The sequence below is a fragment of the Rhizobium sp. J15 genome, from assembly GCF_002531825.1.
Lineage (GTDB): Bacteria > Pseudomonadota > Alphaproteobacteria > Rhizobiales > Rhizobiaceae > Rhizobium.
Window position 1 is genome coordinate 1 of sequence record NZ_NWSX01000064.1, and the last position, 26,311, is coordinate 26,311.

23 protein-coding genes and 3 pseudogenes are annotated in these 26,311 nt (G+C 58.4%); 14 read left to right on the forward strand and 12 right to left on the reverse strand.

Annotated elements, in window-relative coordinates; translation table 11 throughout:
- The coding region (locus CO670_RS30265) for a transposase (protein WP_141502447.1) at nucleotides 1-431 on the forward strand (431 nt) is incomplete at its 5' end.
- 35 nt (nucleotides 432-466) lie between these two features.
- On the opposite strand, the gene CO670_RS30270 is transcribed toward CO670_RS30265, so the two are convergent.
- Nucleotides 467-2,059: an isocitrate lyase gene (locus CO670_RS30270; protein WP_097593694.1), complete on the reverse strand. Its 1,593-nt coding sequence runs from the start codon at nucleotides 2,057-2,059 to the stop codon at nucleotides 467-469.
- Nucleotides 2,060-2,180: 121 nt separating this feature from the next.
- Between CO670_RS30270 and CO670_RS30275 the strand changes: the two genes are divergently transcribed.
- Nucleotides 2,181-3,584 carry a helix-turn-helix transcriptional regulator gene (locus CO670_RS30275; protein WP_097593695.1) on the forward strand — a complete coding sequence of 468 codons (1,404 nt, stop codon included), beginning with the start codon at nucleotides 2,181-2,183 and terminating at the stop codon, nucleotides 3,582-3,584.
- Nucleotides 3,585-3,991: 407 nt separating this feature from the next.
- Nucleotides 3,992-5,230, forward strand: coding sequence for a phosphoglycerate dehydrogenase (serA, locus tag CO670_RS30280; protein WP_097593697.1), 1,239 nt, complete (start codon nucleotides 3,992-3,994; stop codon nucleotides 5,228-5,230).
- Nucleotides 5,231-5,543: 313 nt separating this feature from the next.
- Here serA and CO670_RS33550 read toward each other — a convergent pair.
- Nucleotides 5,544-5,769 (reverse strand): annotated as a pseudogene (locus CO670_RS33550) (cyclophilin-like fold protein); the annotation flags it as partial.
- A 23-nt stretch (nucleotides 5,770-5,792) separates the two neighbouring features.
- On the opposite strand from CO670_RS33550, the pseudogene CO670_RS30290 reads away from it, so the two are divergent.
- Nucleotides 5,793-6,576: pseudogene (locus CO670_RS30290) on the forward strand (LysR family transcriptional regulator).
- Nucleotides 6,577-6,654: 78 nt separating this feature from the next.
- On the opposite strand, the gene CO670_RS30295 reads toward CO670_RS30290, so the two are convergent.
- The 4 genes from CO670_RS30295 to CO670_RS30310 are packed head-to-tail and all read right to left on the reverse strand — an operon-like array spanning nucleotide 6,655 to nucleotide 10,896.
- Complete coding sequence (locus tag CO670_RS30295) at nucleotides 6,655-7,443, reverse strand: TIGR02186 family protein (RefSeq protein WP_097593698.1); 789 nt, start codon at nucleotides 7,441-7,443, stop codon at nucleotides 6,655-6,657.
- Complete coding sequence (locus tag CO670_RS30300) at nucleotides 7,440-8,369, reverse strand: sulfite exporter TauE/SafE family protein (protein ID WP_097593700.1); 930 nt, start codon at nucleotides 8,367-8,369, stop codon at nucleotides 7,440-7,442. Before CO670_RS30300 ends, CO670_RS30295 begins: the two co-directional genes overlap by 4 nt.
- Nucleotides 8,370-8,415: 46 nt before the next feature.
- Nucleotides 8,416-9,927, reverse strand: coding sequence for a choline-sulfatase (gene betC, locus CO670_RS30305; RefSeq protein WP_097593722.1), 1,512 nt, complete (start codon nucleotides 9,925-9,927; stop codon nucleotides 8,416-8,418).
- 18 nt (nucleotides 9,928-9,945) lie between these two features.
- Nucleotides 9,946-10,896: a choline ABC transporter substrate-binding protein gene (locus CO670_RS30310; protein ID WP_097593701.1), complete on the reverse strand. Its 951-nt coding sequence runs from the start codon at nucleotides 10,894-10,896 to the stop codon at nucleotides 9,946-9,948.
- 97 nt (nucleotides 10,897-10,993) lie between these two features.
- Here CO670_RS30310 and CO670_RS30315 point away from each other — a divergent pair, with 97 nt between their 5' ends.
- The 4 genes from CO670_RS30315 (at nucleotide 10,994) to CO670_RS30325 (ending at nucleotide 14,653) form a co-directional block, all read left to right on the forward strand.
- A complete protein-coding gene (locus CO670_RS30315) occupies nucleotides 10,994-11,896 on the forward strand; it encodes a LysR family transcriptional regulator (protein ID WP_097593703.1) in 903 nt (300 codons plus the stop codon).
- Nucleotides 11,897-12,512: 616 nt separating this feature from the next.
- Nucleotides 12,513-13,514: an ABC transporter substrate-binding protein gene (locus CO670_RS30320; protein ID WP_097593704.1), complete on the forward strand. Its 1,002-nt coding sequence runs from the start codon at nucleotides 12,513-12,515 to the stop codon at nucleotides 13,512-13,514.
- A gap of 38 nt (nucleotides 13,515-13,552) precedes the next feature.
- Nucleotides 13,553-13,930 (forward strand): tripartite tricarboxylate transporter permease, encoded by a 378-nt coding sequence (locus CO670_RS32765; protein ID WP_245426136.1) that lies wholly within the window; start codon nucleotides 13,553-13,555, stop codon nucleotides 13,928-13,930.
- A 60-nt stretch (nucleotides 13,931-13,990) separates the two neighbouring features.
- Nucleotides 13,991-14,653, forward strand: a complete 663-nt coding sequence (locus tag CO670_RS30325) for a metal-binding protein ZinT (protein WP_097593706.1) — start codon at nucleotides 13,991-13,993, stop codon at nucleotides 14,651-14,653.
- A gap of 337 nt (nucleotides 14,654-14,990) precedes the next feature.
- Here CO670_RS30325 and CO670_RS30330 read toward each other — a convergent pair whose 3' ends face one another.
- From CO670_RS30330 to CO670_RS30355, 6 genes are all read right to left on the reverse strand, one after another.
- On the reverse strand, nucleotides 14,991-16,145 hold the full coding sequence (locus tag CO670_RS30330; RefSeq protein ID WP_097593707.1) for a mandelate racemase/muconate lactonizing enzyme family protein: 1,155 nt from the start codon (nucleotides 16,143-16,145) through the stop codon (nucleotides 14,991-14,993).
- Nucleotides 16,146-16,157: 12 nt separating this feature from the next.
- Nucleotides 16,158-17,366 carry a D-mannonate dehydratase ManD gene (gene manD / locus CO670_RS30335; RefSeq protein ID WP_097593709.1) on the reverse strand — a complete coding sequence of 403 codons (1,209 nt, stop codon included), beginning with the start codon at nucleotides 17,364-17,366 and terminating at the stop codon, nucleotides 16,158-16,160.
- Nucleotides 17,367-17,369: 3 nt separating this feature from the next.
- Entirely contained in the window at nucleotides 17,370-19,070 is a 1,701-nt protein-coding gene (locus CO670_RS30340; protein WP_097593710.1) for an ABC transporter ATP-binding protein, read from the reverse strand.
- Nucleotides 19,067-20,158, reverse strand: coding sequence for an ABC transporter permease (locus tag CO670_RS30345; RefSeq protein WP_245426139.1), 1,092 nt, complete (start codon nucleotides 20,156-20,158; stop codon nucleotides 19,067-19,069). The genes CO670_RS30340 and CO670_RS30345 overlap by 4 nt, the downstream gene beginning before the upstream one ends.
- Before the next feature lie 59 nt (nucleotides 20,159-20,217).
- Complete coding sequence (locus CO670_RS30350) at nucleotides 20,218-21,204, reverse strand: ABC transporter permease (protein WP_097593713.1); 987 nt, start codon at nucleotides 21,202-21,204, stop codon at nucleotides 20,218-20,220.
- 75 nt (nucleotides 21,205-21,279) lie between these two features.
- Entirely contained in the window at nucleotides 21,280-23,217 is a 1,938-nt protein-coding gene (locus CO670_RS30355) for an ABC transporter substrate-binding protein (RefSeq protein ID WP_097593714.1), read from the reverse strand.
- 174 nt (nucleotides 23,218-23,391) lie between these two features.
- On the opposite strand from CO670_RS30355, the gene CO670_RS30360 reads away from it, so the two are divergent.
- The 6 genes and pseudogenes from CO670_RS30360 to CO670_RS30385 all read left to right on the forward strand — a co-directional run bounded on the left by CO670_RS30360 (nucleotide 23,392) and on the right by CO670_RS30385 (nucleotide 26,084).
- Nucleotides 23,392-24,093, forward strand: a complete 702-nt coding sequence (locus CO670_RS30360) for a GntR family transcriptional regulator (RefSeq protein ID WP_097593716.1) — start codon at nucleotides 23,392-23,394, stop codon at nucleotides 24,091-24,093.
- 29 nt (nucleotides 24,094-24,122) lie between these two features.
- The gene (locus CO670_RS30365; RefSeq protein WP_097593717.1) at nucleotides 24,123-24,413 is read left to right on the forward strand and encodes a type II toxin-antitoxin system prevent-host-death family antitoxin; all 291 of its coding nucleotides are present in this window, start codon (nucleotides 24,123-24,125) and stop codon (nucleotides 24,411-24,413) included.
- Nucleotides 24,410-24,785: pseudogene (locus CO670_RS30370) on the forward strand (PIN domain-containing protein). The gene CO670_RS30365 and the pseudogene CO670_RS30370 overlap by 4 nt, the downstream one beginning before the upstream one ends.
- Nucleotides 24,786-25,205: 420 nt before the next feature.
- Nucleotides 25,206-25,403: a DUF4143 domain-containing protein gene (locus CO670_RS32770; protein ID WP_280951383.1), complete on the forward strand. Its 198-nt coding sequence runs from the start codon at nucleotides 25,206-25,208 to the stop codon at nucleotides 25,401-25,403.
- Nucleotides 25,337-25,489 (forward strand): DUF4143 domain-containing protein, encoded by a 153-nt coding sequence (locus CO670_RS33695; RefSeq protein WP_280951384.1) that lies wholly within the window; start codon nucleotides 25,337-25,339, stop codon nucleotides 25,487-25,489. Before CO670_RS32770 ends, CO670_RS33695 begins: the two co-directional genes overlap by 67 nt.
- 265 nt (nucleotides 25,490-25,754) lie before the next feature.
- On the forward strand, nucleotides 25,755-26,084 hold the full coding sequence (locus tag CO670_RS30385) for a hypothetical protein (protein WP_097593721.1): 330 nt from the start codon (nucleotides 25,755-25,757) through the stop codon (nucleotides 26,082-26,084).
- Nucleotides 26,085-26,311 lie beyond the last annotated feature (227 nt).

Below are 26,311 nucleotides of genomic sequence, written 5' to 3' on the forward strand. Positions count from 1 at the left end.
GCACCCACGCGCCCTTCGGCCAATGGAGGACGCAGACCTTCATCGCCGGGCTGCACTGCCACGGCCTGACCGCACCTTGGATCGTCAACGCACCAATGAACCGCCGCATCTTCGAAACCTGGATCGAAACGCAGCTCGTCCCGACACTGTCGCGCGGCGATGTCGTCATTCTCGACAATGTCGCCTTCCACAAAAGCGAGCGAGCCGAGCAATTGGTTAAGGCAAAAGGCGCGTGGCTCCTCTTCCTGCCCGCTTATTCGCCCGATCTCAACCCGATCGAAATGGCCTTTTCCAAGCTCAAAGCCTTGCTACGAAAACGAGCCGCCAGAAGCTTCGACGCTATCACTCAAGCCCTCGGCGATATCGTCGGCCTCTTCTCAGTCACCGAATGTCGAAACTTCTTTAAGGCTGCAGGTTATGAGGCTGAATAAATGCGACACGCTTTAAATTTAGCCATTCGGTGCAATTACGCAGCGAACTGATTCATGGTGTTGTGTTCGCCGGCGGCCTTGAGCGCCGCCTCTCCGGCGAAATATTCCTTGTGGTCATCACCCAAGTCCGACCCGGCCATGTTCTGGTGCTTCACGCACGCGATACCTTGGCGAATCTCCTGTCGCTGGACGCCGGCTACGTATCCCAGCATGCCACGCTCACCGAAGTATTCCTTTGCGAGGTTATCGGTGGAGAGAGCCGCTGTATGATAGGTCGGCAAGGTGATCAGGTGATGGAAAATTCCTGCACGCCCTGAGGCGTCATGTTGGAACGTGCGAATACGCTCGTCGGCTTCCTTTGCCAGTTCGGTGTCATCGTAGTCGACGCTCATCAATCTTGCGCGATCGTAAGACGAGACGTCCCTTCCCTGTCCCTGCCAAGCATCGAAAACCTGTTGGCGGAAATTCAAGGTCCAATTGAAGGAGGGCGAGTTGTTGTAGACCAGCTTCGCGTTGGGGATCACCTCGCGGACGCGATCGACCATGCCGGCAATCTGTTCGATATGCGGCTTCTCGGTTTCGATCCACAGAAGATCGGCGCCATTTTGAAGGGCGTTGATGCAGTCAAGGACGCAACGGTCCGCCCCCGTTCCTTGCCGGAACTGAAACAGATTGGAGCGCAGGCGCTTCGGTTTCAGGATCTTATCCCCACGCGTAATGAGCACATCGCCGTTCAGGCTTTGCCCGGGTTCGACTTCCTCGCAGTCGAGGTAGGAATTGTACTGGTCGCCGATATCGCCTTCCCTTGCCGAAAACGCAATTTGCTTGGTTAGTCCGGCTCCAAGAGAATCCGTGCGAGCGACAATGATCCCGTCGTCGACGCCCAACTCCAGGAAGGCGTACCGGAGTGCGCGAATTTTTGCCACGAAGTCCTCGTGCGGGACCGTTACCTTCCCGTCCTGATGGCCGCACTGCTTCTCGTCCGAGACCTGGTTTTCAATTTGCAGGGCGCATGCTCCTGCCTCGATCATTTTCTTGGCTAAGAGATAAGTAGCCTCGGCATTGCCAAAGCCAGCGTCGATATCGGCAATGATCGGCACGACATGCGTCTGGAAATTATCGACTGAAGCTCGCAACTGGCGTTCGCGTACGGTATCGCCGGCCGCACGCGCTTTGTCGATCTGGCGGAACAAGTCTCCCAGTTCGCGCGCATCCGCTTGCCGAAGAAAGGTATAAAGTTCGTCGATGAGTGCAGGCACACTCGTCTTCTCATGCATTGACTGGTCGGGCAGCGGCCCGAACTCGGACCGCAAGGCGGCGACCATCCATCCAGACAGATAGAGGTAGCGGCGATCTGTTGTGCCAAAATGCTTTTTGATCGAGATAATTTTTTGCTGGCCGATAAACCCGTGCCAGCAGCCCAGCGACTGGGTGTATCTCGACGGATCCTGATCGTAGGCCGCCATGTCCTTCCGCATGATTGCGGCGGTGTATTTTGCAATATCAAGGCCAGTCTTAAAGCGGTTCTGCAGCCGCATTCTGGCGATAGCTTCGGACGTCACGCCGGTCCATCTTGCGTTCGACGCTATCAACTGTTCGGCTTCTTCGATAAGTGCTTGGTACGACATTGGTCCTCCGCCGTGTTTAAGTCTCGCACGGGAGAATAAAGCCGAACGAATTGGAATCGAGATGCTCCGATGTCAGTCTGTCAAACTTTACAAACATCTCTTGTAATGTTGTAATGTCAAGATGGAGAAGAATTGGGTTTATCTTGGGCCGAGGCTTCGCCGGCTCCGTCGAGGCCTTGGCCTGACACAGGCCGAGATGGCTGCGGACCTTGAAATTTCGCCATCCTACATCGCTCTGATGGAGCGTAATCAGCGGCCAGTGACCGCCGAGACGCTTTTGCGCCTGGCGAAAGCCTACAAGATTGATTTCTCCGATTTTGTGAATGATGCGGGACAAGATCTGGTCACGCGCCTAAAAAGCGCGGTGAAGGATCCAATCCTGAGCGACATCGATTTTGGTCCGCTCGAGATCGCAGACGTCGCACATAGTTTTCCAGCCTTCGCTGAAGCTATGTTGAGGCTTCATACGGCCTATAAGGAAGAGCAATTTGCGCTGGCCGACAAACGCCAGCATCTCTCAAGCGACGGACGAGCTGTGGAGGCAGATGCCATCGCGACTGTCCGGAGTTTCCTCTCTGCGCGAAGGAATTTCTTTCCGGTCCTGGACGCGGTGTCGGAGAAACTTTCGACTCGAATAAGCGAAGCGGGAGGCTTGGCATCCTACCTTAGCAATCAACACAATCTCAGAGTTCGTCGTCTGCCGCCGGAAGTGATGGTGGGCTCGCTACGGCGCCTCGACTGGCATCGTAGGGAATTGTTGTTGAATGAGGCCTTGGATCAATCGAGCCAAAATTTTCAGATGGCGCTGCAACTTGCTTATATTGAGTTTGAGCAGGAGATCCAGGACACCGTCGATGAAGGCAAATTCGAAATCCAGAATTCAGCCCGGTTAGCGCATAGAGCGATTGCAGCCTATTGCGGCGCAGCTGTCGTGTTGCCCTATGCCGCCTTCGCTCGTGCCGTCGAAACGCGCCGATATGACATCGATGCCCTGGCGCGGCAATTTGGCACGAGTTTCGAGCAGACCGCGCACCGGCTGACGACGCTTCAGAAGCCCGGTCAGGAGCGAATACCCTTCTTTTTTATCAAGGTTGATATTGCCGGCAATATTTCGAAACGCCTGAATACCGGTGCCTTTCCCTTTGCACGGCACGGTGGCGGCTGCCCGCTTTGGACGGTGCATCAGGTCTTCGCCACGCCGCGTAAAGTCATCACGCAGTGGATGGAACTACCTGATGGTCAGCGGTTTTTTTCTATCGCCAGGACAGTTCATTCCGGCGGAGGCGGCTACGGGTTGCCAATTGTAGACCGTGCGATCGCCATTGTCTGTGAGGCACAGTATGCGGATCGTCTGGTCTACTCGAGGGAGCATCCGCAGATGGATAATCCAACTCCGATCGGGATTGCCTGCCAACTTTGCCAGCGGACCGGCTGCACATCCCGAGTTGAACCGCCGATTGGCCGCCAGGTGCTTGCGGACAATTTTCGTAGGACGGAAGCGCCATTCGGTTTTTCCGATACCTGAAGACGCAGGAACATCATTGCTCTGAGGCAAGCCAATCCCATTCCTCGGCAGCCCGAAGGCAGGACTTGTTGCTATTGTGAAAAAAGATCTGCGCCAAGCCTCTCCCTATAAAATGCTTCTCATTTTTTCGGCGCAGTCGCCTATGTTGTGAGGCGCAGGCGGGACCGTACATGCCGCGGAAGTCGTTTTGTGGGCGCCGCTGCCGGGCTCCCGATGGCCTGATCTAAGGCAGGGACGATACCGTTGTCTCAAACGTGCTGAACCCGCTGCAACAGAGCCATGAGTCTGCCCCGGAGTGTGTGTGTGGACTTGTGCTATCCGTTGGACGGATCATATTGGCGTTGCATGGGCTTTGGGGCTGATGGCAATCTCGGCCTAAAGCGAATTCGAAAATTGAAAGCAATTCAATGAACCGACATCTTTCTCTTCCGCGCGATCGGATTTCCGTGCTTCTGCTCGAAGGCATCAGTCAGAGCGCGGTGGACTACTTTTCGTCGTCCGGCTACGTCAATCTCATTCATTTGCCGAAAGCTTTGGATGACAAGGATCTTAAAAGTCATATAGCCGAAGCGCATATTGTCGGAATTCGCTCACGCACACATCTGACGGAGGAAATTTTCAGCTCGGCTAAGAAGCTCCTGGCCGTCGGTTGTTTTTCAGTGGGGACAAACCAGGTCGATCTGGATGCGGCCCGCCGCCGCGGAATCCCCGTGTTCAACGCCCCCTATTCGAATACGCGCTCGGTCGCCGAGCTCGTGATCGGCGAAATCATCATGCTGACCAGGCGGATTTTCCCGCGTTCGGCTTCCGCTCATGAAGGCGGATGGGAAAAATCTGCCGTAGGCAGTCGTGAGGTACGCGGGAAAACGCTGGGAATCGTGGGCTATGGCAATATCGGTTCGCAGCTTGGCGTTCTTGCCGAAAGCATGGGGATGAACGTGCGCTATTTTGATCCCTCGGACAAGCTTCGCCACGGCAATTCAGAATCGATGGCGACGCTCGGGGAACTGCTCGAAATCTCAGATTATGTGACGATGCATGTTCCGGAAACCAGTTCGACGCGAAACATGATTACCGAGGCCGAACTGCGCCGAATGAAAAAGGGAGCGATTTTCATCAACAATTCCCGCGGGACTGTGGTGGACCTTGAGGCGCTTGCGACGGTTCTGAAAGAAGAACATCTCGCGGGCGCGGCTGTAGACGTTTTCCCGAAGGAGCCGGCATCCAACAAAGAGCGCTTCGAAACACCGCTGCAAGGTTTGGATAATGTCATCCTCACTCCGCATATCGGCGGGTCGACCGAGGAGGCCCAGGAGCGCATCGGGATGGAAGTTTCCAGGAAGCTTGTCGAGTATTCCGATGTCGGCTCGACGCTGGGCGCGGTGAATTTTCCTCAGGTTCAATTACCGCCGCGTCCAAATGGCACGCGTTTCATCCATGTTCACGAAAATCGCCCTGGCATTCTAAACAGTCTGAATACGATTTTTTCGGCCCGTGGACTCAATATCGTCGGCGAGTTCCTGCAGACTTACGGCGAAATGGGTTACGTGGTCATTGAAGCCGAGGGCATTAGCCGGGCGGCGGATGACATCCTTGATGAAATTCGCCAGATTCCAGGAACGATACGAGCTCGATTGCTTTACTGACGGAGTGGTTGCAGGCACACCGGCGATTGGTGCTGATCGATGGGAGCACCGCGCGTATACTTTAGGGATTGGATGATGACGGCTGACTGCAGTTGCCCTCCTGAAGCATCGCCACCTTTCATCACCCAAGACAACGACCTTCCTCGTCGCGGTGGACGCTCGAGAAAGCATCACGCACTCTCGGTAATGCGCGAAACCTTTGTTCCGGCACCGGCGATAAAGCCAATGCAGCAAGCGCGATTCTGAAGTTTATCGTCATGTTGGATCCTTTCATGCTTGGGAGGAAAGTGAATGCAGATATAGCCAGCCGCGGTCAGATGCGTTCGATGCGGACCGGATACTCGCCGCGCACCAGAAGCGGATCGAAGCCACTGTCGAAGCGGCCGAGCCGGATCAACCATCCCAGCGGTAGTCCGCGTAGAACAGGGCCAGGTTACCCACGGTTTGAAGTAGCAAGGGTCGCCCGGCTGTTCGTTTCCGAACGGACCGCTACCGTCTTCGGTCAGCTTGCGCGGCAGGTGGACGATCTTTCCGTTTTTGCAGGCGCGACGAGTTCACCGAAATGCGTGCGTTTCTCGAGATCGCCCAGGAGCGGAGTTTCACGCGCGCCGCGCCTCGAAGCTGGGTGTGACGCGGTCGGCCCTCAGTCATACATTCAGCCGCATTTCGAGAGCATCGCCGCCGGGGTCAGCGCGATCAGCGCGTTGCGTGACAAGCCCTCAGGACAGGTCCGGCTCGTCTGTCCAGACGACGCCGTCGACCTGGTGTTCCGTCCGAGGCTGCCGGCGTTTCTGCGAGATTACCCCGATATCACCATCGAACTCATCATCGACAACGGTTTCACAAATATCGTTGAACGCCAGTTCGACGCCGGTGTACGGCTTGGCGAAGCGATTGCGCGCGATATGGTGGCCGTTCGCATCGGCCCCGACGTCTCCTATGCCGTGGTCGGAGCGCCGGTATATTTTGCACGCCGCGCCGTGCCTTCGACCCCGCACGACTTGACGGACCACAATTGCATCAACCTTCGGCTTCCAACATCAGGCGCGCTCTACGCCTGGGAATTTGCAAAGGACGGTCGCGAGTTCAGCGTGCGTGTCGAAGGCCAACTCACGATGAGCAACATAGAACCCGCCATCAATGCCGCTCTTGACGGCGTGGGGCTTTCCTATGTGCCGAGAGATCTCGTGCGACAATACCTTGACGGCGGTCAACTGCAGGAAGTGCTCGCAGACTGGGCCCCAACGTTTCAAGGGTATCATCTCTATTATCCCAGCCGGCGCCATCCCTCCCCCGCCTTCTCTGCCTTCCTCGACGCCTTTCGATATCGGAAAAGATCGCCATGACAGTGTCGAGAGATCCAGCTGGCGCCGGATCTGCATGTGATGCGCGATGATTCAATGATGCATCTGAAAGTGTCGACCTCAATCCTTGCGGAAGACTACGCTTGCGCCCCAGCCGGTCATCGCCGCAAGCGCCACGCCGAACAGGCCGTAGACAAACGGCTGATCGTGCGCTGCGTCGGTGATCGCCTGCTCGAGGCCAGTCTTGACGACGCGAAGCGGCAGGGCTTTCGCGACAACAAACACGCCGTCGCGGAAGAGATAGGCGCGCACAAAATGCACGCCGTTTGGGACGTTGGCCGGCAAGCGCACCGACGCCTTGAACAGGCTCGAACTGATGAACTGCACACCGCCCGGATCGCGCTGGTAGACACCGCTCCCTTCGCGGATGCGTCGATAAGCATTTCGGAATTCGACGAGGTTGCCACGGTCGCCGATCAAGCCAAGCGGTTCCAGGCGCAGATGATCGACCCCGATGCCGGTGTTGGCGATGACCGTCGGCGCCGCGATCGTCTCAACGTCGCGCGTGCTCGCCAGCGAATAGGATTCCGGCACCATCTCGAAAGTCATTGACCGCGTCTTGACCCAGATGCCGAAGACTCGCTCGCTCTTGCGCACCGTCGCATTATCTTTCGGTCCCTCGAGCGAGACGACGACATTGTATTTGCCCTGGGCCAGAAGGCTGGAGTCAAAGCCGTCGATGGCGCCGAAGACCATCAGGTCGGCACCGCGGAAATCGGAGGTAATGGCGATTTCGTCCGTCGAGGTGCCGATCTCGAGCTTTTCGGTAAAGTCGGGCCGCGACTGTGCAGCATCCGCCCGTGCAGCGACACCGAATGCGAAAAGAGCGAGAAGAGCGAGGCGGATCATCTGGAACTACCTACTCCTGAAACGACCGAGTATATGTCCTTCGGTGTGATGACGAGCTCGATCGCAAGTCGGATGCCGACCGCGAGGACGAGTAAGGCCAGAAGCCCCCGCAGTTGCTCGCCCCGCAGACGCTGACCGACGCGCACACCGTATTGCGCACCAATCACCCCGGCGAACATCAGCACGAAGGCGAGCACGATATCGACAGAGTAGTTGGTCGACGCCTGGACGATCACCGTGTAGGCGGAGACGAAGATGATCTGGAACAGCGAGGTTCCGACGACGATATTGGTCGGCATGCGCAAGAGATAGATCATCGCCGGTACCATGATGAAGCCGCCGCCGACGCCCATGACCGAAGTCAGGACACCGATGCAGAAGCCAAGCATGGCGATCGGAATGACGCTCAGGTAGATCTTCGACTTCTTGAAGCGCATCTTCAAGGGCAGCGCATGGATCCAATTGCGGTGCTTGGGCCGGCGTCGCTGCGTCAGCTCGTTTTTGGCCGCCTTGCGCATCGCGCCGATGCTTTCCCAGAGCATCAGGCTGCCGACCACGCTGAGCAGCACGACATAGAGCAGCGAGATCGCCAGGTCGAGCTGGCCGAGGCGGCGCAGGAGCGAGAACAGCCAGACGCCGACAGTCGCGCCGACGAGGCCGCTGCAGAGCAGCACCGTGCCGAGCTTGATGTCGATCGTGCCGCGGCGAAAATGGGTCATCGCGCCCGATATCGACGAGGCCACTACCTGGTTGGCGCCGGTCGCGACCGCGACGACGGGGGGAATGTTGTAGAAGATCAGCAGCGGCGTGATCAGGAAGCCGCCGCCGACGCCGAACATGCCCGACAGAAAACCGACGGCGGCCCCCATGCCGAGGATGATGAGGATGTTCACCGATAGTTCTGCTATCGGCAGATAGATGGACACTGGAGGATCTCACCAAGTGGACGAGGGGCTGCGAGGCGGCTGATATTCACTCTCGAGGGAAGCGCTGCTTCTCCTCGAGCACGTTTAGATCCATGTGGTTCCGCATGTATCGCTCCGAGGCCTTCTGCAGTGGTTGATAGTCCCACGGATAATAGGCGCCGTTGCGCAAAGCGGTATAGACAACCCACCGGCGTGCCTGGCTCTCCCGGACGGCGGCGTCGAACGCCACCAGGTTCCAGCGCTTCTCGCACTCAGCGGTCAGGCGAGTGAGATCGTCCTGATATTGCGGATCTCCTGCGAGATTATGCAATTCATCGGGATCGGCATCGAGATTGAAGAGAAGCGGCGGGTCCTTGTCGCAGACCACGAGCTTGTATGCGCCTGCCCTGAGGCCGACAAGCGGAGCTTCCGAGCCTTCGGCCGCATATTCCATTGGCACCGACCCACGGCCAGCTTCAGCACGGACGAGCGGCCCGAGATCCTCACCATCCGTCCATGGCCGCACCAAGGCGATGTCGACGCCCGCGATGGAGGCGATCGTGGGCGTAACGTCGAGTGTCGAAACCGGCGTATCTATTCGCCGGGGCTTCCAGCCGGGCGCTGATATCATCATCGGCACACGCGCCGATCCCTCGAGGAAGCTCATCTTGAACCACAGTCCGCGCTCTCCGAGCATATCGCCGTGGTCCGATACGAACAGCACCACCGTATTGTCCTGCATGCCGGTTCGCTCAAGCACATCGACGATCTCGCCGATCTTTTCATCGACGTAGGAGATGCTGGCAAAATAGCCGCGCCGGGCACGCCGCACGTCTTCAGGCGAAATCTCGAAGGACTCGTGGTCGCAAGCGGCCAGAAGTCTCCGTGAATGCGGATCCTGCTCCTCGAAGGGAATGGCCTCGACCCTGGGCTCGAGGGCGGGGCAATTTTCGTAGAGATCCCAGAAACGTTTGCGAGCCACGTAGGGATCGTGCGGGTGGGTGAAGCTGACCGTCAGGCACCACGGCCTTTCATCATTCCCGCGCGCGAGATCATAAAGTTTCCGAGCGGCGTGGTATGCGACCTCGTCGTCATACTCCATCTGGTTGGTGATCTCGGCGGTTCCCGCGCCGGTGACCGAACCGAGATTGTGATACCACCAGTCGATGCGTTCGCCGGGCTTTCGATAATCCGGCGTCCAACCGAAATCTGCCGGATAGATATCCGTCGTCAACCGCTCTTCAAAACCATGCAACTGATCCGGTCCGACGAAGTGCATCTTCCCCGAGAGGCAGGTCTGATATCCCGCAGAGCGCAGGTGATGCGCGAAGGTCGGGATATCAGAGGCAAACTCGGCGGCATTGTCGTAAACCCGCGTCCGGCTGGGAAGCTGCCCGGACATGAAGGCTGCACGCGCCGGGGCGCAAAGCGGGCTGGCGGTGTAGGTATTGGCAAAGCGAACCGAGCGCTCGGCCAACGCCTTGAGGTGAGGCGCGTGCAGGAAATCGGCCGGCCCGTCGGGAAACAATGTTCCATTGAACTGATCGACCATCAAAATCAAAATATTGGGTCGTGACACGATCAAGCTCCTTGTTCTCTAGAGTCCGAGGGACGCCTTGACGGCATCCAGTCCCGGAGCGCCATCGAGGGTCGTGACACCCGCCAGCCAGGTCTCCAGGGATTGCGGATGTTCCTTCAACCAAGCTGTCGCCGCGTCTTTTGGATCTTTGCCTCCGAGGATTTCTCCCATCAGCGTGTTTTCCATCTCGATATCGAACGACAGCTTTTGGAAGAAACCGGCGGCGTTGGGGCACATTTTTGACCAGCCGGTGCGTGCAAGCGTGTAGACCTCAGCGCCGCCGTAGTTCGGTCCAAAATACGCGTCGCCACCGGAGAGATATTCAATCTCAAACTGCTTGTTCATCGGATGCGGTGCCCAGGCGAGGAAAACGATCGGCTGTTTGTTCTTGCCGGCTCGTTCGACCTGGGACAGCATGCCCTGCTCGCTCGACTCAACCAATCCCCATTTTCCAAGACCGAAGTCGTTGGCTTCGATCATTTTTTGAATGCTGGCATTGGCCGGAGCACCGGGCTCGATGCCGTAGATGGTCCGCTTGAATTCTTCTGCATGCTTCTCAAGGTCCGAGAAGTCCTTGATGCCCTGCGCGGCGACGTAGGAAGGGACCGCCAGGGTGAATTTCGCGCCTTCGAGGTTGCGGTTGACGATCTCAACCGCGTCGGCTTTTTTCAGATCGTCAATGAAGGCCGTCTGCGCGGGCATCCAGTTGCCGAGGAAGACATCGATTTCCTTGTTCTTCATCGACTCGTAGCCGATCGGCACAGACAAAGTCTTGATGTCGGTCTCATAGCCCAAAGCCGCGAGCAGGACGCTGGCGACGGCGTTCGTTGCGGTAATGTCGGTCCAGCCCGGATCCGACATTCGTACCACGCGGCAGGCCTCCGCATCTGCAGCCCGCGCGCTGGTGATGCAAACGGCAGTGCCAAAGAGGACTCCGAGCAGGCCGTAAACGACAGAACTTTTCTTCATTGCGATCCCTCTTGTATTATTAGATTTCTTTATTCATGATCCGAGCTGTTTCCGGTGTGAAGACGGATTTTCTTGATATCAGACAAAGGGATTTTTTATGGGAGATCGGGCGGTAGAGCTTGGCTGGATGCGCCTGTTCGCCGAGGTGGGCAGGCAACGCAGCCTTTCGTCAGCCGCCGCCGCGCTCGGGTTGACGCAGCCCGCCATCAGCTATCAGATCCGCAGAATAGAGGAGCAAATGGGCGTGGCCCTGCTGTTGCGCGTCCATCGCGGGGTCGAACTCACTCGCGAAGGCCAGAGCGTTTTCGAGATTGCATCAAGGACGGTCGCCGAGATTGACGGTCTGGTTCGTGGGTTTCGCGCCGAAAAGGAGCGCGCGACGATACGATTGCAGACGGACTATGCCTTTTCCGCGCTCTGGCTCATTCCGCGGATGCATGCGTTCCGACTGCTCCATCCGCAACTCGATATTCAAATCGTCGCCACGCAACGATTTCAGCGCAGTGTGATGAGAGACAACGATGTCGCTGTCGTTTTCGGCGAGAAGGACGATTTTGGCTCTGATGCCGTATTGCTCCTGCCCGAAGTAGTGACGCCGGTATGCGCTCCGGCCTTTCTTAAAGACAGCGGACCTTTCGGCGAGCCTTCAACTCTCGCAAAATCGACTCTGATCCACCTTGATGCCTCGACTGCTTCACCCTGGTTCGAATGGAAAAGCTATCTTTCGCATTTCAACACCGTACGCGATGCACATGCAGGTCACGTCGATTTGCGATTCAACACCTATTCCCTCGTAGTGCAGGCTGCGGTGGCGGGGCAGGGCATCGCGATCGGCTGGAGTGGTCTCGTCGATTCACTGCTTTCATCGGGTATGCTCGTCGAGGCGGGGCCAACGGTTGGAGCTCCTGAAAGGGGCTATTGGCTGCTGCCGCCTTCGCGGGCGGACACGAATACGGGCCACCTCTGTGCTTGGCTGACCGCGAACGCCCGGTCCGGATAGACTCCGTTGTTCGCTCAAGAAGTCGCAGCGCGCGCCGCTGCCGCTTTCTAACGCTGGATCGCCCCTACCTACCGAAATCATCGGCATGCTGGATGACGGCCGACCCGTGGCAAGAGTTGCCTGTATCTTCCGAGTTCATTGGCCGACCGTGGCACGCATCGGCGGCAAGGCCAAGGTCGCCGTCCGTTGATTGTTCTTCGGTCGATCGTTCTCGCGGCGGTGTCGGCACCTAAGAACTCATAGAAAATACTTATGGTAAGTATCAAGAAAGCCCTGCTTCACAGGCCCCTGAAATGACGGCAGGAATATAGAAAATAAATAGCTCAGGGGAATTGCATGAAGAGCAATCCAACTATCGCCAGCATCGCGCCGGGCGACTTTTCTTCGATGGCTGGTATCGCGCTCCTCCACGCGGCAGGGGATTAAGCCTGCAAGAGAGACAGCCGCTCGGATCGGCGCCGCAACGGTGTGGATCAGCACTCTAGCCTGACAAGCGGCCGGCATCGTGCTGATCGGAAAAGGAAGCGCGTGTTGCAATTCATGCTAACGGCCACAGCGACTGCGGTCACGCTGCACGGCTGAATTGAGGAAAGACCGCAGTTCAAGGGGAATTACAATGTTTAAAAGAATGCTCGCAACCACCTGCCTGGCAGTTGGGCTTGCCAGCCTCTCGGCGGCTGCGTTTGCCGCGGAATGCGGGAATGTCGTTATCGCCAACATGGATTGGCAATCGGTTGATGTGCTGGCCAACATAGATAAAATCATTCTCGAAAACGGATATGGATGCTCGGCAGAGATCACGATCGGCGACACGGTTTCGATCATGACGTCGATGGTTGAAAAGGGAGAGCCGGACATAGCACCTGAGGTATGGCTCAACGCTTTGCCCGACATTGTCGCCAGAGGGGTCAGCGAAGGAAAGTTGATATCTGCTGGAAATGCGTTGAGCGACGGGGGAATGCAGGGATGGTACATCCCGAAGTACATTGCCGACGCCCATCCGGATATCAGGAAGGTCTCCGATGCGCTAAAACACCCCGAACTTTTCCCCGCTCCGGAGGACAATTCGAAGGGTGCCGTCTTCAATGGACCGGCGGGCTGGGGCGCATCGACTGCAACCAACCAGCTTTACAAGGCTTATGAAGGGGACGCGAAAGGCTTCATGCTTGTCGATCCGGGTTCGGCCGCAGGCCTGGATGGCTCCATCGCCAAGAACTACGAACGCCAGATCGGCTGGCTGGGCTACTATTGGTCGCCCTCGTCGGTCCTCGGCAAGTATTCAATGGTCAAGCTCGACTCTGATACGCCTCATGACGCCGCGGAATGGAAGCGTTGCATCACTGTGGCGGATTGCGCAGATCCAAAGGTCAACGCCTGGCCCGTCGACAAAGTGGAGACACTCGTTACCGGCAAGTTCGCCGAGCGCGCCGGTGTGGCGATGGACTACCTGAAAGCACGGCGCTGGGACAATGCCACGGTGAACGAAATACTGGCTTGGATGACCGAGAATCAAGCGACCGGCGAAGAAGCCGCAAAATACTTCCTGAAGAACAAGCCCGAAATCTGGACGAAATGGCTTTCTCCCGAAGTTGCGGATAAGGTGAAAGCCTGGCTCTGAAAGAGGCAAACAGCTTGCATTCCGCCCGTGGTAAGTCCATGGGCGGAGTTGTTTTTCACTCCATCGGGCGCGACCTCGGCCGCGATGGATATCGAACGGCGCAGAATGGGCGAGCGGGGCCGGCTTTAGCCGTCGCCGCTTTTTCTTTGCCGGGCACCGTTGCCCCTTTCGCCATCGCAATTGCGGGTCCACCCCTTTCTTCGCTTGCCTTGTCATTCGAGCCGACCGAATACGCCTTGGTGATGCTGTTCGGCCTGCTGGGCGGCTGGTCTCGCCGGTGGGCCGGTTCCCAAAGCCATCGGCCTGCTTCTGTTCGGCTTGCTTCTGCTGGCGGACCAAACGCCTCATCAAGCATGCTCCAACGATCCAATAAGCTCTTGCGCCCGCCGTCAAAGCACGTTATTCGGCTTGTGTAATGTTATTACATGACAAATTGGACGCACAATCCGTGCCGGATAGTCGAAAGGGTTCAGGAAATGAACAAGGTTATCAAAACACTCGCCAACGCACTGGCAGTATCCGCAGCGCTGGCAATCGCGGGGACGGCGGGCGCCCAGACATCCTCGGGAAACACTCACAGCCACAGCCATTCCCATGATGCGAAGGGTTCGGTGTATGACGGATATTTCGATGATGACCAAGTCAAGGCACGCCTTCTGTCGGATTGGGAAGGCGACTGGCAGTCCGTCTATCCTTATCTTCTCGACGGGACCTTGGATCCGGTGATGGCCGAGAAGGCAAGGCATGGCGACAAGAGCGCCGAAGAATACCGGACCTACTACAACATCGGATACAAGACTGACGTCGGCCGGATCCTGATCAATGGGAAGAAGGTCACATTTTTCCGCGGCACTGACTCAGTGAGCGGAGACTACGAAACGGATGGCCACGAAATCCTCACCTACAAGAAAGGTAATCGAGGCGTTCGTTTTGTCTTCAGAAAAACCGCGGGTGATGAAGCTGCACCTCAGTTCATCCAGTTCAGCGACCACATCATTGCCCCTGAAAAGGCAGGTCACTACCACCTTTATTGGGGCAACGACAGCGCCGCGCTGCTGAACGAGGTCACCAACTGGCCGACCTACTATCCCTCGAACCTGAATGGAAAGCAGATCGCCGAGGAGATGCTCGCCCATTGATCGAGCCGAACGGGGAGGCGCCGTCCTCAGTGCAGACCAGTCCGGGAAGCAACTGGGCCTGCGAGCCGCACGGCTGCTCGTCGAACGCATCGAGGGCCGCCATAAAAGCGAGCATCTCGTACTTCGTCCGTGTCTGGTGAGTCGGCGAAGCAGCTCCGGAAGTTCTGATGTCTGAAATGATCCTGACAACACTTGAGCGCAAGTGACATTGGGGGAACAGCGCGAGATAAAGCCGTCAGCTGGTGACGAGTATCGGATAGCCCAGCGTGACCGTATCGGCAATGATTCAGCCAACCCCTGGCTGATGCCTGTCTTTTGCGACCAAGACCGCCTCGATCTACCAATTCGTCACGGAACCGTCACGGCGTTTAAGATGTGGCGCTTCCCAGAATTCGAAACTCTGCTTGGCAATCAGTTCCTCGTTGACTTCGATGCCGAGGCCGGGCGTATCGGAGACGGGATAATGCGCCCGCTCCAGGCGCGGCTGGACTGGGAAGAAATCGGAATTGTCGAAACCGAGGTGCGTTTCGGCCGGGCTGGCGCGCGTTTCCAACCAGGAGAAATTCGCAACGGCTGCAGAGAAATGGATCGTCGCGGCCGTGCAAACAGGGCCTAGTGGATTATGCGGCATCATGTCGACGTAATGCGTCTCACTCCAGCCGGCGACCTTCATCGATTCCGTGAGGCCGCCGACATTGCAGACGTCGAGGCGATTGAATTGATGGATGTCGCGTTCGATGTAAGGCAGGAACTGCCACTTGGATGAAAACTCCTCGCCGATCGCGAAAGGAACATCCGTCATCCGCCGCAGCGCCTCATAAGCGCCCGGCGTCTCGTCGCGGATCGGCTCCTCGAGGAAGTCGAGCGTGCCCTTCGGCATTTTCTGGCAGAAGCTTGCAGCCTCGGCCACCGTCAGGCGGTGATGATAATCGATGCCGAGAACAACATCTTCACCGAGCGTCTCGCGAGCCTTGATGCACCACTTCGCAGTCGTCGCGATATGCTCGCGCGGCTCGTAGATCTCCTTGTTCTCGTGGCCGGCGGGTGACAGGCGCATGGCCGTCCACCCGTGTTCGACGAGCATCTGCGCCTGTTCGATCATTGCCGGTCCCGGTTCGGCAAAGGTCGTCGCGAAGGTCGGGATGCGGTCGCGCTGCTTGCCGCCAAGCAATTCGTAGACAGGTACGCCGAGCGCCTTGCCCTTGATGTCGTGCAGCGCGATGTCGATGGCGGAGATGGCCGCCTGCAGCACGCGGCCGCCTTCGAAATACTGGCTGCGGTACATTTCCTGCCAGAGAGCGCCGATCTTGAAAGGATCGCGGCCGCGCAGGAATTCCGCATAGTGTTCGAGAGCCCCGACGACGGCCTTCTCACGGCCGGAAAGACCGCTCTCGCCCCAGCCGAAAATGCCCTCGTCCGTCTCGACCTTGACCAGAAGCTGGTTGCGGATGCCGACCTTGACGGCATAGGTCTTGATCGCAGTGATCTTCATCTCGTCCCCTCCTCACCAATGCCAGAGCGTGCCGTCTTCCAGACGGTTCACTGGCAGGTAGGCGCGCTGGTATGGATATTTCTCCGCAAGCTTCTCGTCGATATCGACGCCGTGGCCGATGGCTTCGCCCGGATGCAGATAGCCATCGTGAAGGCTCCAAGCGCCAGGGAAGACTTCGAGGATTTCGGGCAGGTAGCCGGAATATTCCTGAATGCCGAAATTCGGAACCCAGAGATCGAGATGCAGGTTGGCGCCGAGGCAGATCGGCGACATGTCCATGGCGCCATGGCAGGCCGTGCGCACATTGTAGACGCCGGCGTAATCCATGATGCGGCGAAGCGCCGTGATGCCGCCGGCATGTACCGTCGTCGTGCGAATGTAATCGATCAATTGCTCTTCGATCAGCAGGCGCGCATCCCAGATCGTATTGAACACTTCGCCGACCGCAAGCGGCGTGGTCGTATGCTTGCGGATCAGGCGGAAACCTTCCTGGTGCTCAGCGGCGACGGTATCTTCCAGCCAGAAAAGACGGGCGAATTCCAAATCCTTGCCGAGGCGGGCCGCCTCGATGGGCGTCAGGCGGTGATGCGTATCGTGCAGCAGTTCGATATCGGAGCCATGAGCTTTGCGAACGGCTTCAAACAGGTTTGGGATATGGCGCAGATACTTCGAAGTCGACCAGACCTCTTCATGCGGAACCGCGTCGTCGGCCGCATTGTTGGTGACGGACTTCTTGCCTGTGCCATAGACATCCGGCAGGCCGGGAATGCCGACCTGTACACGGATCGCCTTGTAACCCTGTTCGATCCGGCGACCCACCGCCTCGACGGCTTCTGCGATATCCGTGCCTTGCGCGTGGGTGTAGCAGAGCACCTTCTCGCGGCTTGCGCCACCGAGCAGCTGATAGAGCGGCATATTGGCGGCCTTGGCCTTGATGTCCCAGAGCGCGGTATCGATACCGGCGATTGCTGCCATCGTTACCGGGCCGCGGCGCCAATAGGCGCCCTTGTAGAAATACTGCCAGATATCCTCGATGCGTGATGGGTCGCGGCCGATCAGAAGCGGCGCCAGATGATCCTGCAGGTAGGCGCCGACAGCCTTTTCGCGGCCGTTCAGCGTGGCGTCGCCGACGCCCGTCAGACCTTCATCGGTGAAGATCTTGACGGTGACGAAGTTGCGCCCCGGCGAGCAGACAATGATTTTGACGTCGGTAATTTTCATGACTTATCCGTTGGCTGAAACTGTGCGTGTAGGGTCGTAGCGGAACCGGTTGTGAATACGCCGGTCGCGTGGATCAGGATGTGGAATGGCGGAGAGCAGCGCACGCGTGTAGTCATGCGCCGGATTGTTGACGATTTGCTCGGTCTCGCCGGCTTCGACGATCTTGCCGCGATACATGACCGCCACGCGATCGCACATGTAGCGGATGACTGACATGTCGTGGGAAATGAAGACATAGGAGAGACCGAGCTCATCCTGCAGCTTCATCATCAGGTCCAGCATCTGCGAGCGCAGCGAGACGTCGAGCGCGGAGGTCGCCTCGTCGGCAATGATCAGGCGCGGCTTGACCGCAATGGCACGAGCTATGCCGATGCGCTGGCGCTGACCGCCGGAGAAGGCATGCGGATAGCGCTCCCGCCAGGAAGGCTCAAGGCCGACCTGCTGCATGAGCTCGGATACCCGATCCTCGAGCGGCTTGCCTTTCATCCCGGCGAGCTTCAGCGGCTCGGCAATGATCTGGCCGACCGTCTTGCGGGGGCTGAGCGATCCGACCGGATCCTGAAAAATCATGCGGATATCGCGTCGCACATCTTTCAGCGTTGCCTTATCGGTGGTGCGCAGCTCCACCGTGCTGCCGTCCTTGCGGCGATAGTCCATCGCGCCGGATTGTGGGTCGTAGATGCGCAGCAGGCAGCGGCCCATCGTCGTCTTGCCGGAGCCGGATTCGCCGACAATGCCAAGCGTTTCGCCCGGCCGGACAATCAGCGACACATCGTCGACGGCACGCAGACCGGACGGGAAGGTCAGCGAGAGGTTCTTCACCTCCAATAGCGGCGGCGCTTCGGCCGGGATCGGCGGACGCGACAGACGCACCTCCGCCTTGCGCTCCAGCTTGACGACGGAACCGATCAGCCGGCGGGTATAATCGTCCTGCGGGGCGTGGAAGATCTGCTCGACAGGCCCTTTCTCCATCACCTTGCCGCGATACATGACGAGCACCTCATCGGCGATCTCGGCAACGACGCCCATGTCATGGGTGATAAACAGCACGGCCATGCCGTGGCTTTGCTGCAGCTTGCGGATCAGGTCGAGAATCTCGGCCTGCGTCGTCACATCGAGCGCCGTCGTCGGCTCGTCGGCGATGAGAACCGAGGGATTGCAGGCGAGCGCCATGGCGATCATCACGCGCTGGCGCATGCCGCCTGAGAACTCGAACGTGTAGCGGTCGATCGCCGTTTCCGGCCGCGGAATTTCCACCTGCCGCAGCAGTTCCAGCACGCGCTCGCGCTGTTGCTCGCCGCGAATGCCGAAATGGATCCTGAGCGCTTCGCCGATCTGCGTGCCGATGCGGTGAACCGGCGAGAGCGAACTCATCGGCTCCTGGAAGATCATGGCGATTTCCTTGCCCCGCACACCGCGGATATCCTTGCCGCGCGGATCGAGCTTGGCGAGATCGGTCGATGAGCCGTCGGCCCGCGTCAGGACGATCGAGCCGCCCTCGATCCGGCCGGGCCGGTCGACGATCTGCAGGATGGAGCGCGCCGTCACCGACTTGCCGGAACCGGATTCACCGACAACGCAGAGCGTCTTGCCGCGTTTCAGCTCGAAAGAGACGCCGTCGACCGCCTTGAAGACGCCGGTGCGGGTCGGAAAATAGGTCTTGAGGTCATCGACCTTGAGGATCGTATCGTCTGTCATGGTCATGAAACGGACTCGTAAGGATCTGCGGCATCGCGAAGACCGTCGCCGAGGAAGTTGAGGGAAAGCACCGAGATGACGATGGCCGCGGCGGGGGTGAAAAGAAGCCACGGGGCTTGCGCCACGGCACGGATATTCTGGGCCTCCTGCAGCAGCACGCCCCAGGAAATGATCGGGGGCTGCAGGCCGATGCCGAGGAAAGAAAGCGCGGTCTCCGCCAGGATCATCGAGGGAATGGCGAGCGTCAGGGTGGCGATGATGTGGCTCATGAAGGAAGGAACGAGATGGCTAAAGATGATGCCGATCTCGCTCATGCCGTCGAGGCGCGCGGCGATGACGAAATCCTCATTGCGCAACGACAGGAATTTGCCGCGGACTTCGCGGGCAAGGCTCGTCCAGCCGATCAGCGAAACGATGAGCGTGATAACGAAATAGGTCCTGAGCGGCGGCCAATCGACAGGGATTGCCGCGGCAAGGCCCATCCACAGCGGGATGGTCGGGATCGAGCGCAGCAGCTCGATGAAACGCTGGATGGCGAGATCAGTCCAACCGCCGAAAAAGCCCGAGATGCCGCCGATGGTCACGCCCAGCACAAGGCTCATGAAGACCCCGACGAGGCCGATCGACAGCGAGATCTTGGCGCCATGAACGACGCGAGAGAAAATATCGCGGCCGAGACGATCGGCGCCGAAAATATACATGCTGTCGCCCGGCATCGGGTTCGTCAGGCCGAAGAGCTTGGTCTGCATCGGGATGAAACCGAGCAGATAGTAGGGCTGCGGCGTCTTGACGAAGAAGCCGACATCGACGGGTTTTGCCGGATCGGGCGCAAATTCGCGCCGCATGGATTGCGTATTCAGCGTCATCCTGAGCTGGCTGACATGCGGGCGGAAAGATCCGTCGACGAACAGCGAGATTCCTTGCGGCGGCGCATAGGTGAAGCGCGCATTGGTGGCGTTCGGATCGAAGGGCGCGATGAAATCCGCGAAAGCCGCAATGAGATACATGAAGACGATGACGACGAGGCTCGCCAGCGCGATCTTGTGCTTCTTGAATTTCAGCCAGAAGAGTCGCCACTGGCCGGCGACAGCCATGTCCCTGCCACTGAGATTGACGGATGGGCCGGTTTCCGGCGGCAGATGGGTGATATCAGTCATTGGAACCGGATCCGCGGGTCAGTGATGGCGAGCAGGATGTCGGAAATCAGCGTGCCGATGATCGTCAGCACCGAAATCAACAGGATGAGCGAGCCGGCGAGATACATGTCCTGAGCAAGCAGGGCGCGCAGCAGCAACGGCCCCGTGGTCGGCAGGCTCATGACGACGGAGACGATGATCTCGCCGGAGATGACCGCAGGCAGGATCCAGCCGAGCGTCGAGATCAGCGGGTTCAGAGCGAGACGTACCGGATAACGGATCAGAAGCTCGAATTCGGACATGCCTTTGGCACGCGCCGTCGTCACATAGGGCTTCGACAGTTCATCCAGCAGATTGGCGCGCATGATGCGGACAAGGGCCGCGAGCGAGCCGAGACCGATGACGATAACCGGCAGCCAGACATGCTGCGCGAAATCGATGAGCTTGCCGAAACTCCAGGGCGCATCGATGTAAGAAGGCGAGAAGAGACCGCCAACGCTCTGACCGAAATAGGCCGACATCACATACATGGCGGAAAGCGCCATCAGGAAATCGGGTACGGCGAGAAAGAAGAAGGCAAGGAAGGTCGCAGAATAATCAGAGATCGAATATTGCCGCACCGCCGACAGAATGCCGATCGGGATCGCAATGGCCCAGACGAAGCAGAGTGTCAGGAAGGAGAGCAGCAAAGAGAAGCCGAGGCGTCCCCAGATGAGTTCCGTGACCGGCTTGCCGAGCTCGAAGGAGATGCCGAAATCGCCATGTAGCAGGATGCCCGCGATCCATTTGTAATATTGGAAATAGATCGGCTGATCGAGGCCGTAACGCTCGCGCATGGCGGCGACGGTCCCCTCTTCCACAGCCCCACCCTGGCTCGCCCAGTCGGCCATGAGGGTCGTCAGATAATCCCCCGGCGGCAGCTGAATGATGATGAAGGCGATGATGGAGACGGCAAACAGTGTCGGGATCGCGAACACCAGCCGTTTGGCGATATAACGGAGCATGATTTTAGGCCGTTCGATAGGATCGAAGGGGCAGCCGGCGGAGGCATGATGCTCCCACCGGCTCTGGGAGGAGCCTTAGTTGGTCTTGTCGAAGTACCACTGGGTCAGCGTCGGCGCCGGATGCCAGAGGTTGCCGGTGATCGGGATACCGTTGACGACATTCTTCAGGTTCTTCGACACCATCATGTATTTCGGCATGGGGCGCGAAATCCCGATATTGAGGAAGTTGTCGGCCGACAGATTGAGGAATTCTTTCATCTTGTCGCGACGGTCGTCATCCTTGACGGCGGCATTGACCTTGTCATAGGCAGCCATCAGCGCCTTGATCTGCTCCGGCGGTTCTTCGCCCGTCGAATGGTTCGAGTACCATTCGCTCCAGCGCATTGCGAAGAAGATGTCGGCCTTCTGGAAGGGCATGTAGCAGCGAGGATCGGTATAGACCTCTGAAAGGCCGCCGACGCAGTTCCAGATATAGGCATCCTGCTCGTTGGCAGACCACATGGTGTTCAGGCGGGCACGGTCCGTGGTGCGCAGCTGGATATCGATGCCGACATCCTTCGCATATTTCTGCACCATCTGCATGACGTCGGGATAGGATAGACCGAAGACGTCGGCGACCATGAAGTTGATGGTGAAGCGCTTGCCGGTCTCATCCAGCCGGAAACCTTCAGCATCCTTCTTCGGCATGATCTTGTCGAGCATCTCGTTGGAAAGCTTCGGATCGAACTCGGTATACTGTGTCGCCTCGCGCTCATTGAAGAGCTCGTGTTCCGGCTGCGGTGCGACCTGCGCCGGCGCGCCCTGGCCGACATAAACGAGATCGATAATCTCCTGACGGTTGATGGCGTGGCTGAGCGCGATGCGGAAGTCCTTGTTCTGGAAAAGCTTGCGCTTCACGTCATCGGTCGAGTTGAGGTTGAGGAGAATGACCGCGTCGTTCGCCGGCAGATCCTTGACGTCGACGAAACGATAATTTCCGGTTTCCTGACCGTCGAACAGCACCGATTTGAAAGTCGAGTTGTTGATGTGGCGGAAGGCGAAGTCGAACTCGCCCGAGGTCATCTTCAGCGCCATCAACTGCGGATCGTCGAGCTTGGCCCAGGTGATGCCGTCGATATAGGGAAGCTGGTTCCCGTCCGGATCGACCTTCCAGTAATAGGGATTGCGGGTGGCAACGACGCGGTCGCTGTCGGCATAGGGCACCGTCAGTACCCAAGGGTTCATGGTCGGCAGCTCGAGATTCTGCCAGTAGGGCGGCTGGAAAGTCAGCGAAACCTTCGAATTGAAGAGAGCCACCCAGTCGCCGGCGGCCGGATTGGCTTTCAGGAGCGCCGGGATACCGTCCTTGTTATACTTCTCGTGGAACTGCTGCAGGTAGTGCTTCGGGTAGATGACCGGCAGATGGCCCTGGCCGTAGGCGAGCTGCTGCAGGAAGAGGCCGTAGGGTGAATCGAATTTGAATTCGACCGTCAGGTCGTCGATCTTGCGCACTTTCACCGGCTTGCCGGCGACTGTGAAGGTTGGGTTCTTGGCCGGAGAGAGCGCGTCGTTCATGAACACGTCTTCGTACCAGAACATGATGTCGTCAGCCGTGAACGGCTGGCCGTCGCTCCACTTCAGGCCCTTGCGCAGCTTGAAGGTGTAGGTGGTCGCGTCTTCCGACGCCGTGAATTCTTCGGCAAGCGATGGAACGATCTTTTTCCATTGCGGGTCCCAGCGCACGAGCAGCTCGTTGGCGATGGTGCGGGTCAGGTTGTACTGGTCGCCGTTGGCTAGGATCGTCGTGCGCAACGTGCCGCCGTATTTTCCGATCCCGTCGATCATCGTTTCGACGAAGGGATGTTCCGGCAGGCGCTCGGCGATGGCCGGCAGCGTACCGCCCCTCACCTGCTCGTCGAGCATCGGCGCCTGTTTGAAATCAGCCGCAAGGGCCGGATTGATGAAGCCCCAAAGGGCGGCGCTCAACAAGCCCGTCGATACGACGAGGCCCCGCAGCTTCTGCTGGTAACCCATATTTTCCTCCTGATTGCCGGCACGGCGCCGGCCTCCTCCACATGCTTACCGAGTGCGATCTCGGGTATACGATGCATGAAAACTTTCAGATCGTACATTATTTGTCAACGTCAGTGTATAAAATCTCCGCTCGGGCCTTTGCAAAGCCACGGAAAAGGCATTAAAAGCAGAGTCATGAACTCAGTACCCAGCATTAAACACAGTGAGCCTGACAGTGAGGAAACCGCTGACGATCTCGGCGGATCGGTTTATGAGCGTATCCGGGACGACATCGTCCATGGCCGCCTGAGGGCCAACGAACGACTGAAGGTCGCCGAGATCGCCTCGCGCATGGGCACCTCGACGAACCCGGTGCGCGAAGCGCTGCAGCAGTTGCGCGGCGAAGGCTTCGTCGTGATGACGCCGAACCGCGGTGCGCGCGTGCGGCCGATCGACGAGGATTTCGTACGTGATATCTGCGAGATCGAGGTTCTGATCGAACCGGCCCTCACCCGGTGGTTTGTCGGAATCGCCACCAAAGCCGATGTCGCTGAGTTGGAGCAAATCCAGGCAGACATTGAGACCTTGAACTTCGCCGACGAGATCGCGCACTCTCAGCTCGACCTGCGCTTCCACAAGTTGATGTATGACCGGCACTACAATCGCCATGCCGTCGACCTGTGGGTGCGCCATCGCCAGATCCTATGGGCAATAAGCCGGCGTTTCCCGACATCGCTCAGCCGCCAGGCAAATGTGCTCGACGAACATCGCGAATTGCTCGACTGTATCCGTGCGCAAGATGCCGATGGTGCCGCGCGGGCGATCGGCAAGCATGTCGAAGGCTCCGGCCGCCATATTATCGAACGAATGCGGCTGCTCCGGCACGACAACCGTTGATGGCTCTACCGCAGACACCGGAGTCGGCGATGCCGCAGACACGTTACAAGATCAGCGAGGTGCGCAAGAATTTTGTCGAAGTCCTCGAACGCGCCAATCAGGGCGAGGAAATCATCATCACGCGCGGCACGCAAGTCTATGCACGCATCGGCCCGGCTGATGGCGGCAAACGCCCGTTCGGTTTGTTGCGTCAGCACGGCCTGCCGGACGATTTGTTCGATAGTTATGACGCGGAGCAGGCGGCCATCGACGCCGGCGACTGGGACGACGACGTCGGCGTGTGGCGAGGCAAGCCTGGCGATCGCGACAACCGCTCGTGAAAATTCTGCTCGATAGCCATGCCGTTTACTGGTGGACCTCGGTAGCGATCGTCTCTCCCCGAGAGCACGGTCACTGATCGAAGACAAGACCAATACCGTCATCGTCAGCGCGGTGTCATTATATGAGTTGGACAACAAGATGCGCCTGAAGAAACTCGATCTCAGGCCGCAGGCGCTGCGCGCGGCCGTCACCGCCAGTGGCTTGCAGACGATCGCCGTTACCGATCTTCATGCCGAGCTCGCCGCCGCCTTCGATTGGGTCCATCGCGATCCCTAGGACCGGATCCTGGCGGCCCAGGCCCGTCTGGAGCATTGCACGTTCATTTCAACGGTGTGGTCTTCGACTCGATCCTGCATGCACCGGTCTGGTAAAGGGCAGTAGCGCGTATATTTGCGCCTAAATCATCGAGGCAGCCGAGTGAGTGGCCCATCGTCACGATCGAGCGAAACACGCACCGGGGAGCGCCACATGCTGAAGGCGGTCCTGTCCGTCGATCGCAGCGACAAGCCGGCGGACAGTCTCACGGATGACGATGTCGCCACGCTGCGCCATCCCGCGAACCGGCATCGCCGACAATACGCTGCAGGCGCTTGCCTCCGATCTTACCTATATCGAGTGCCGGTACTAGCTTGCGACCGGCGCTCCCCTGCCGTTGCCGGCGCCGGAATCGATCATTCTGATATTTATCGTCCTCGTCTGTTGGATTCGTTCGAAAAGGCAAGCAACCGCGAGCAAAGCTGCTTGCGCCGTGGTCGACGAACAGTCTTCGTCGTCTGATCAAGACACCGAAGATGCACTTTCTAGACAGTGGTTTGCTTGCGGCGGTGCGGGACGATGATGAAGAAAGCTTGCTGCGGGATCGCGGCCGTTTCGGTCCATTGCTGGAAGCCTTCGTCGTTTCCGAGATCTTGAAGATCGCCGCTTGGACGGATCTTCGGCTGAGTTTTCCCATTATCGCACCAAGGATCAGGATGAGGTCGATCTCGTGATCGAAGATAGAAGGGGCCGAGTGGTTGGAATAGAGGTCAAGGCATCGACAGTCGGCCATCCAATATTAAAGGCCTCCGTCAGTTGACAGCCGCGACTGGAGATCGTTTCCTGCAGAGATTGCTCTCTCCGATCATGATCGAGCGCTCCATTCGACGAAAACATCTCCGCGATTCCAATCGAGCTTATAGATGTTATAACATACCGTGAAAGCAGAGTTGTGCAGCATTACGCTGGATGCGTACCTAATGGCACCAAGGTCGCACAGGGGTCGCCGACTAACCCGGTCTTGGCCATCACCCGGAACCAACGGCCAAGACTCTAGTTTCCATGAATATCAAGGGAGAAAGCAAATGAAGAAGTTCATGAAAGCAGCTCTGTTGTCGTCAGTTCTCGGCTGCTTGGCAATTCCGTTTCCGGCGCAGGCGCAGATGGAATTGCGGATCGGGCCCGGCGGCGTCGACGTGCGTGAGCGCGATTACTACCGTGATCGGGACTTTGACCGTCGCCCACGTCGCGGATGCGACCTTCGGGATGCACTGGACAATGCCCGCGATGCAGGCCTTCGCCGGCCCCGGATCGTGCGGGAAACCCCTCGGAGCGTAACGGTCCAGGGCTTCACGCGAAGCGGAAGGCCGGAGCTCATCAGGTTCGCCAATATCCGCGGTTGTCCTGAGGCCTGACATCAGCGGTGCGGAGCCGACAAGATAACTTCGCCGGTCGGTCAACCGACGGCGAGGCCGTTCGTTTATTCTGCCGCCTTGGTGTTCCGTTATCGTGAGCGGTGGCATGCCCGGTTTGGGCGTGCTGTGCGATGAAATTCTAGAAAGCAGAGCACAAACGTCGGGGCGGCCGCCTGACATCATAATGAATATTAGAGCGTCGGGCGATTAATTTGCAGCGCATCCGG

Bases quoted from the DNA above. Each gene is read 5' to 3' on its own strand.
- CO670_RS30270 (WP_097593694.1), bottom strand. From the start codon at position 2,059: ATGTCGTACCAAGCACTTATCGAAGAAGCCGAACAGTTGATAGCGTCG.
- CO670_RS30275 (WP_097593695.1), top strand. From the start codon at position 2,181: ATGGAGAAGAATTGGGTTTATCTTGGGCCGAGGCTTCGCCGGCTCCGT.
- serA (WP_097593697.1), top strand. From the start codon at position 3,992: ATGAACCGACATCTTTCTCTTCCGCGCGATCGGATTTCCGTGCTTCTG.
- CO670_RS30295 (WP_097593698.1), bottom strand. From the start codon at position 7,443: ATGATCCGCCTCGCTCTTCTCGCTCTTTTCGCATTCGGTGTCGCTGCA.
- CO670_RS30310 (WP_097593701.1), bottom strand. From the start codon at position 10,896: ATGAAGAAAAGTTCTGTCGTTTACGGCCTGCTCGGAGTCCTCTTTGGC.
- CO670_RS30315 (WP_097593703.1), top strand. From the start codon at position 10,994: ATGGGAGATCGGGCGGTAGAGCTTGGCTGGATGCGCCTGTTCGCCGAG.
- CO670_RS30320 (WP_097593704.1), top strand. From the start codon at position 12,513: ATGTTTAAAAGAATGCTCGCAACCACCTGCCTGGCAGTTGGGCTTGCC.
- CO670_RS32765 (WP_245426136.1), top strand. From the start codon at position 13,553: ATGGGCGGAGTTGTTTTTCACTCCATCGGGCGCGACCTCGGCCGCGAT.
- CO670_RS30325 (WP_097593706.1), top strand. From the start codon at position 13,991: ATGAACAAGGTTATCAAAACACTCGCCAACGCACTGGCAGTATCCGCA.
- CO670_RS30330 (WP_097593707.1), bottom strand. From the start codon at position 16,145: ATGAAGATCACTGCGATCAAGACCTATGCCGTCAAGGTCGGCATCCGC.
- manD (WP_097593709.1), bottom strand. From the start codon at position 17,366: ATGAAAATTACCGACGTCAAAATCATTGTCTGCTCGCCGGGGCGCAAC.
- CO670_RS30340 (WP_097593710.1), bottom strand. From the start codon at position 19,070: ATGACCATGACAGACGATACGATCCTCAAGGTCGATGACCTCAAGACC.
- CO670_RS30345 (WP_245426139.1), bottom strand. From the start codon at position 20,158: ATGGCTGTCGCCGGCCAGTGGCGACTCTTCTGGCTGAAATTCAAGAAG.
- CO670_RS30350 (WP_097593713.1), bottom strand. From the start codon at position 21,204: ATGCTCCGTTATATCGCCAAACGGCTGGTGTTCGCGATCCCGACACTG.
- CO670_RS30355 (WP_097593714.1), bottom strand. From the start codon at position 23,217: ATGGGTTACCAGCAGAAGCTGCGGGGCCTCGTCGTATCGACGGGCTTG.
- CO670_RS30360 (WP_097593716.1), top strand. From the start codon at position 23,392: ATGAACTCAGTACCCAGCATTAAACACAGTGAGCCTGACAGTGAGGAA.
- CO670_RS30365 (WP_097593717.1), top strand. From the start codon at position 24,123: ATGCCGCAGACACGTTACAAGATCAGCGAGGTGCGCAAGAATTTTGTC.
- CO670_RS32770 (WP_280951383.1), top strand. From the start codon at position 25,206: ATGCACTTTCTAGACAGTGGTTTGCTTGCGGCGGTGCGGGACGATGAT.
- CO670_RS30385 (WP_097593721.1), top strand. From the start codon at position 25,755: ATGAAGAAGTTCATGAAAGCAGCTCTGTTGTCGTCAGTTCTCGGCTGC.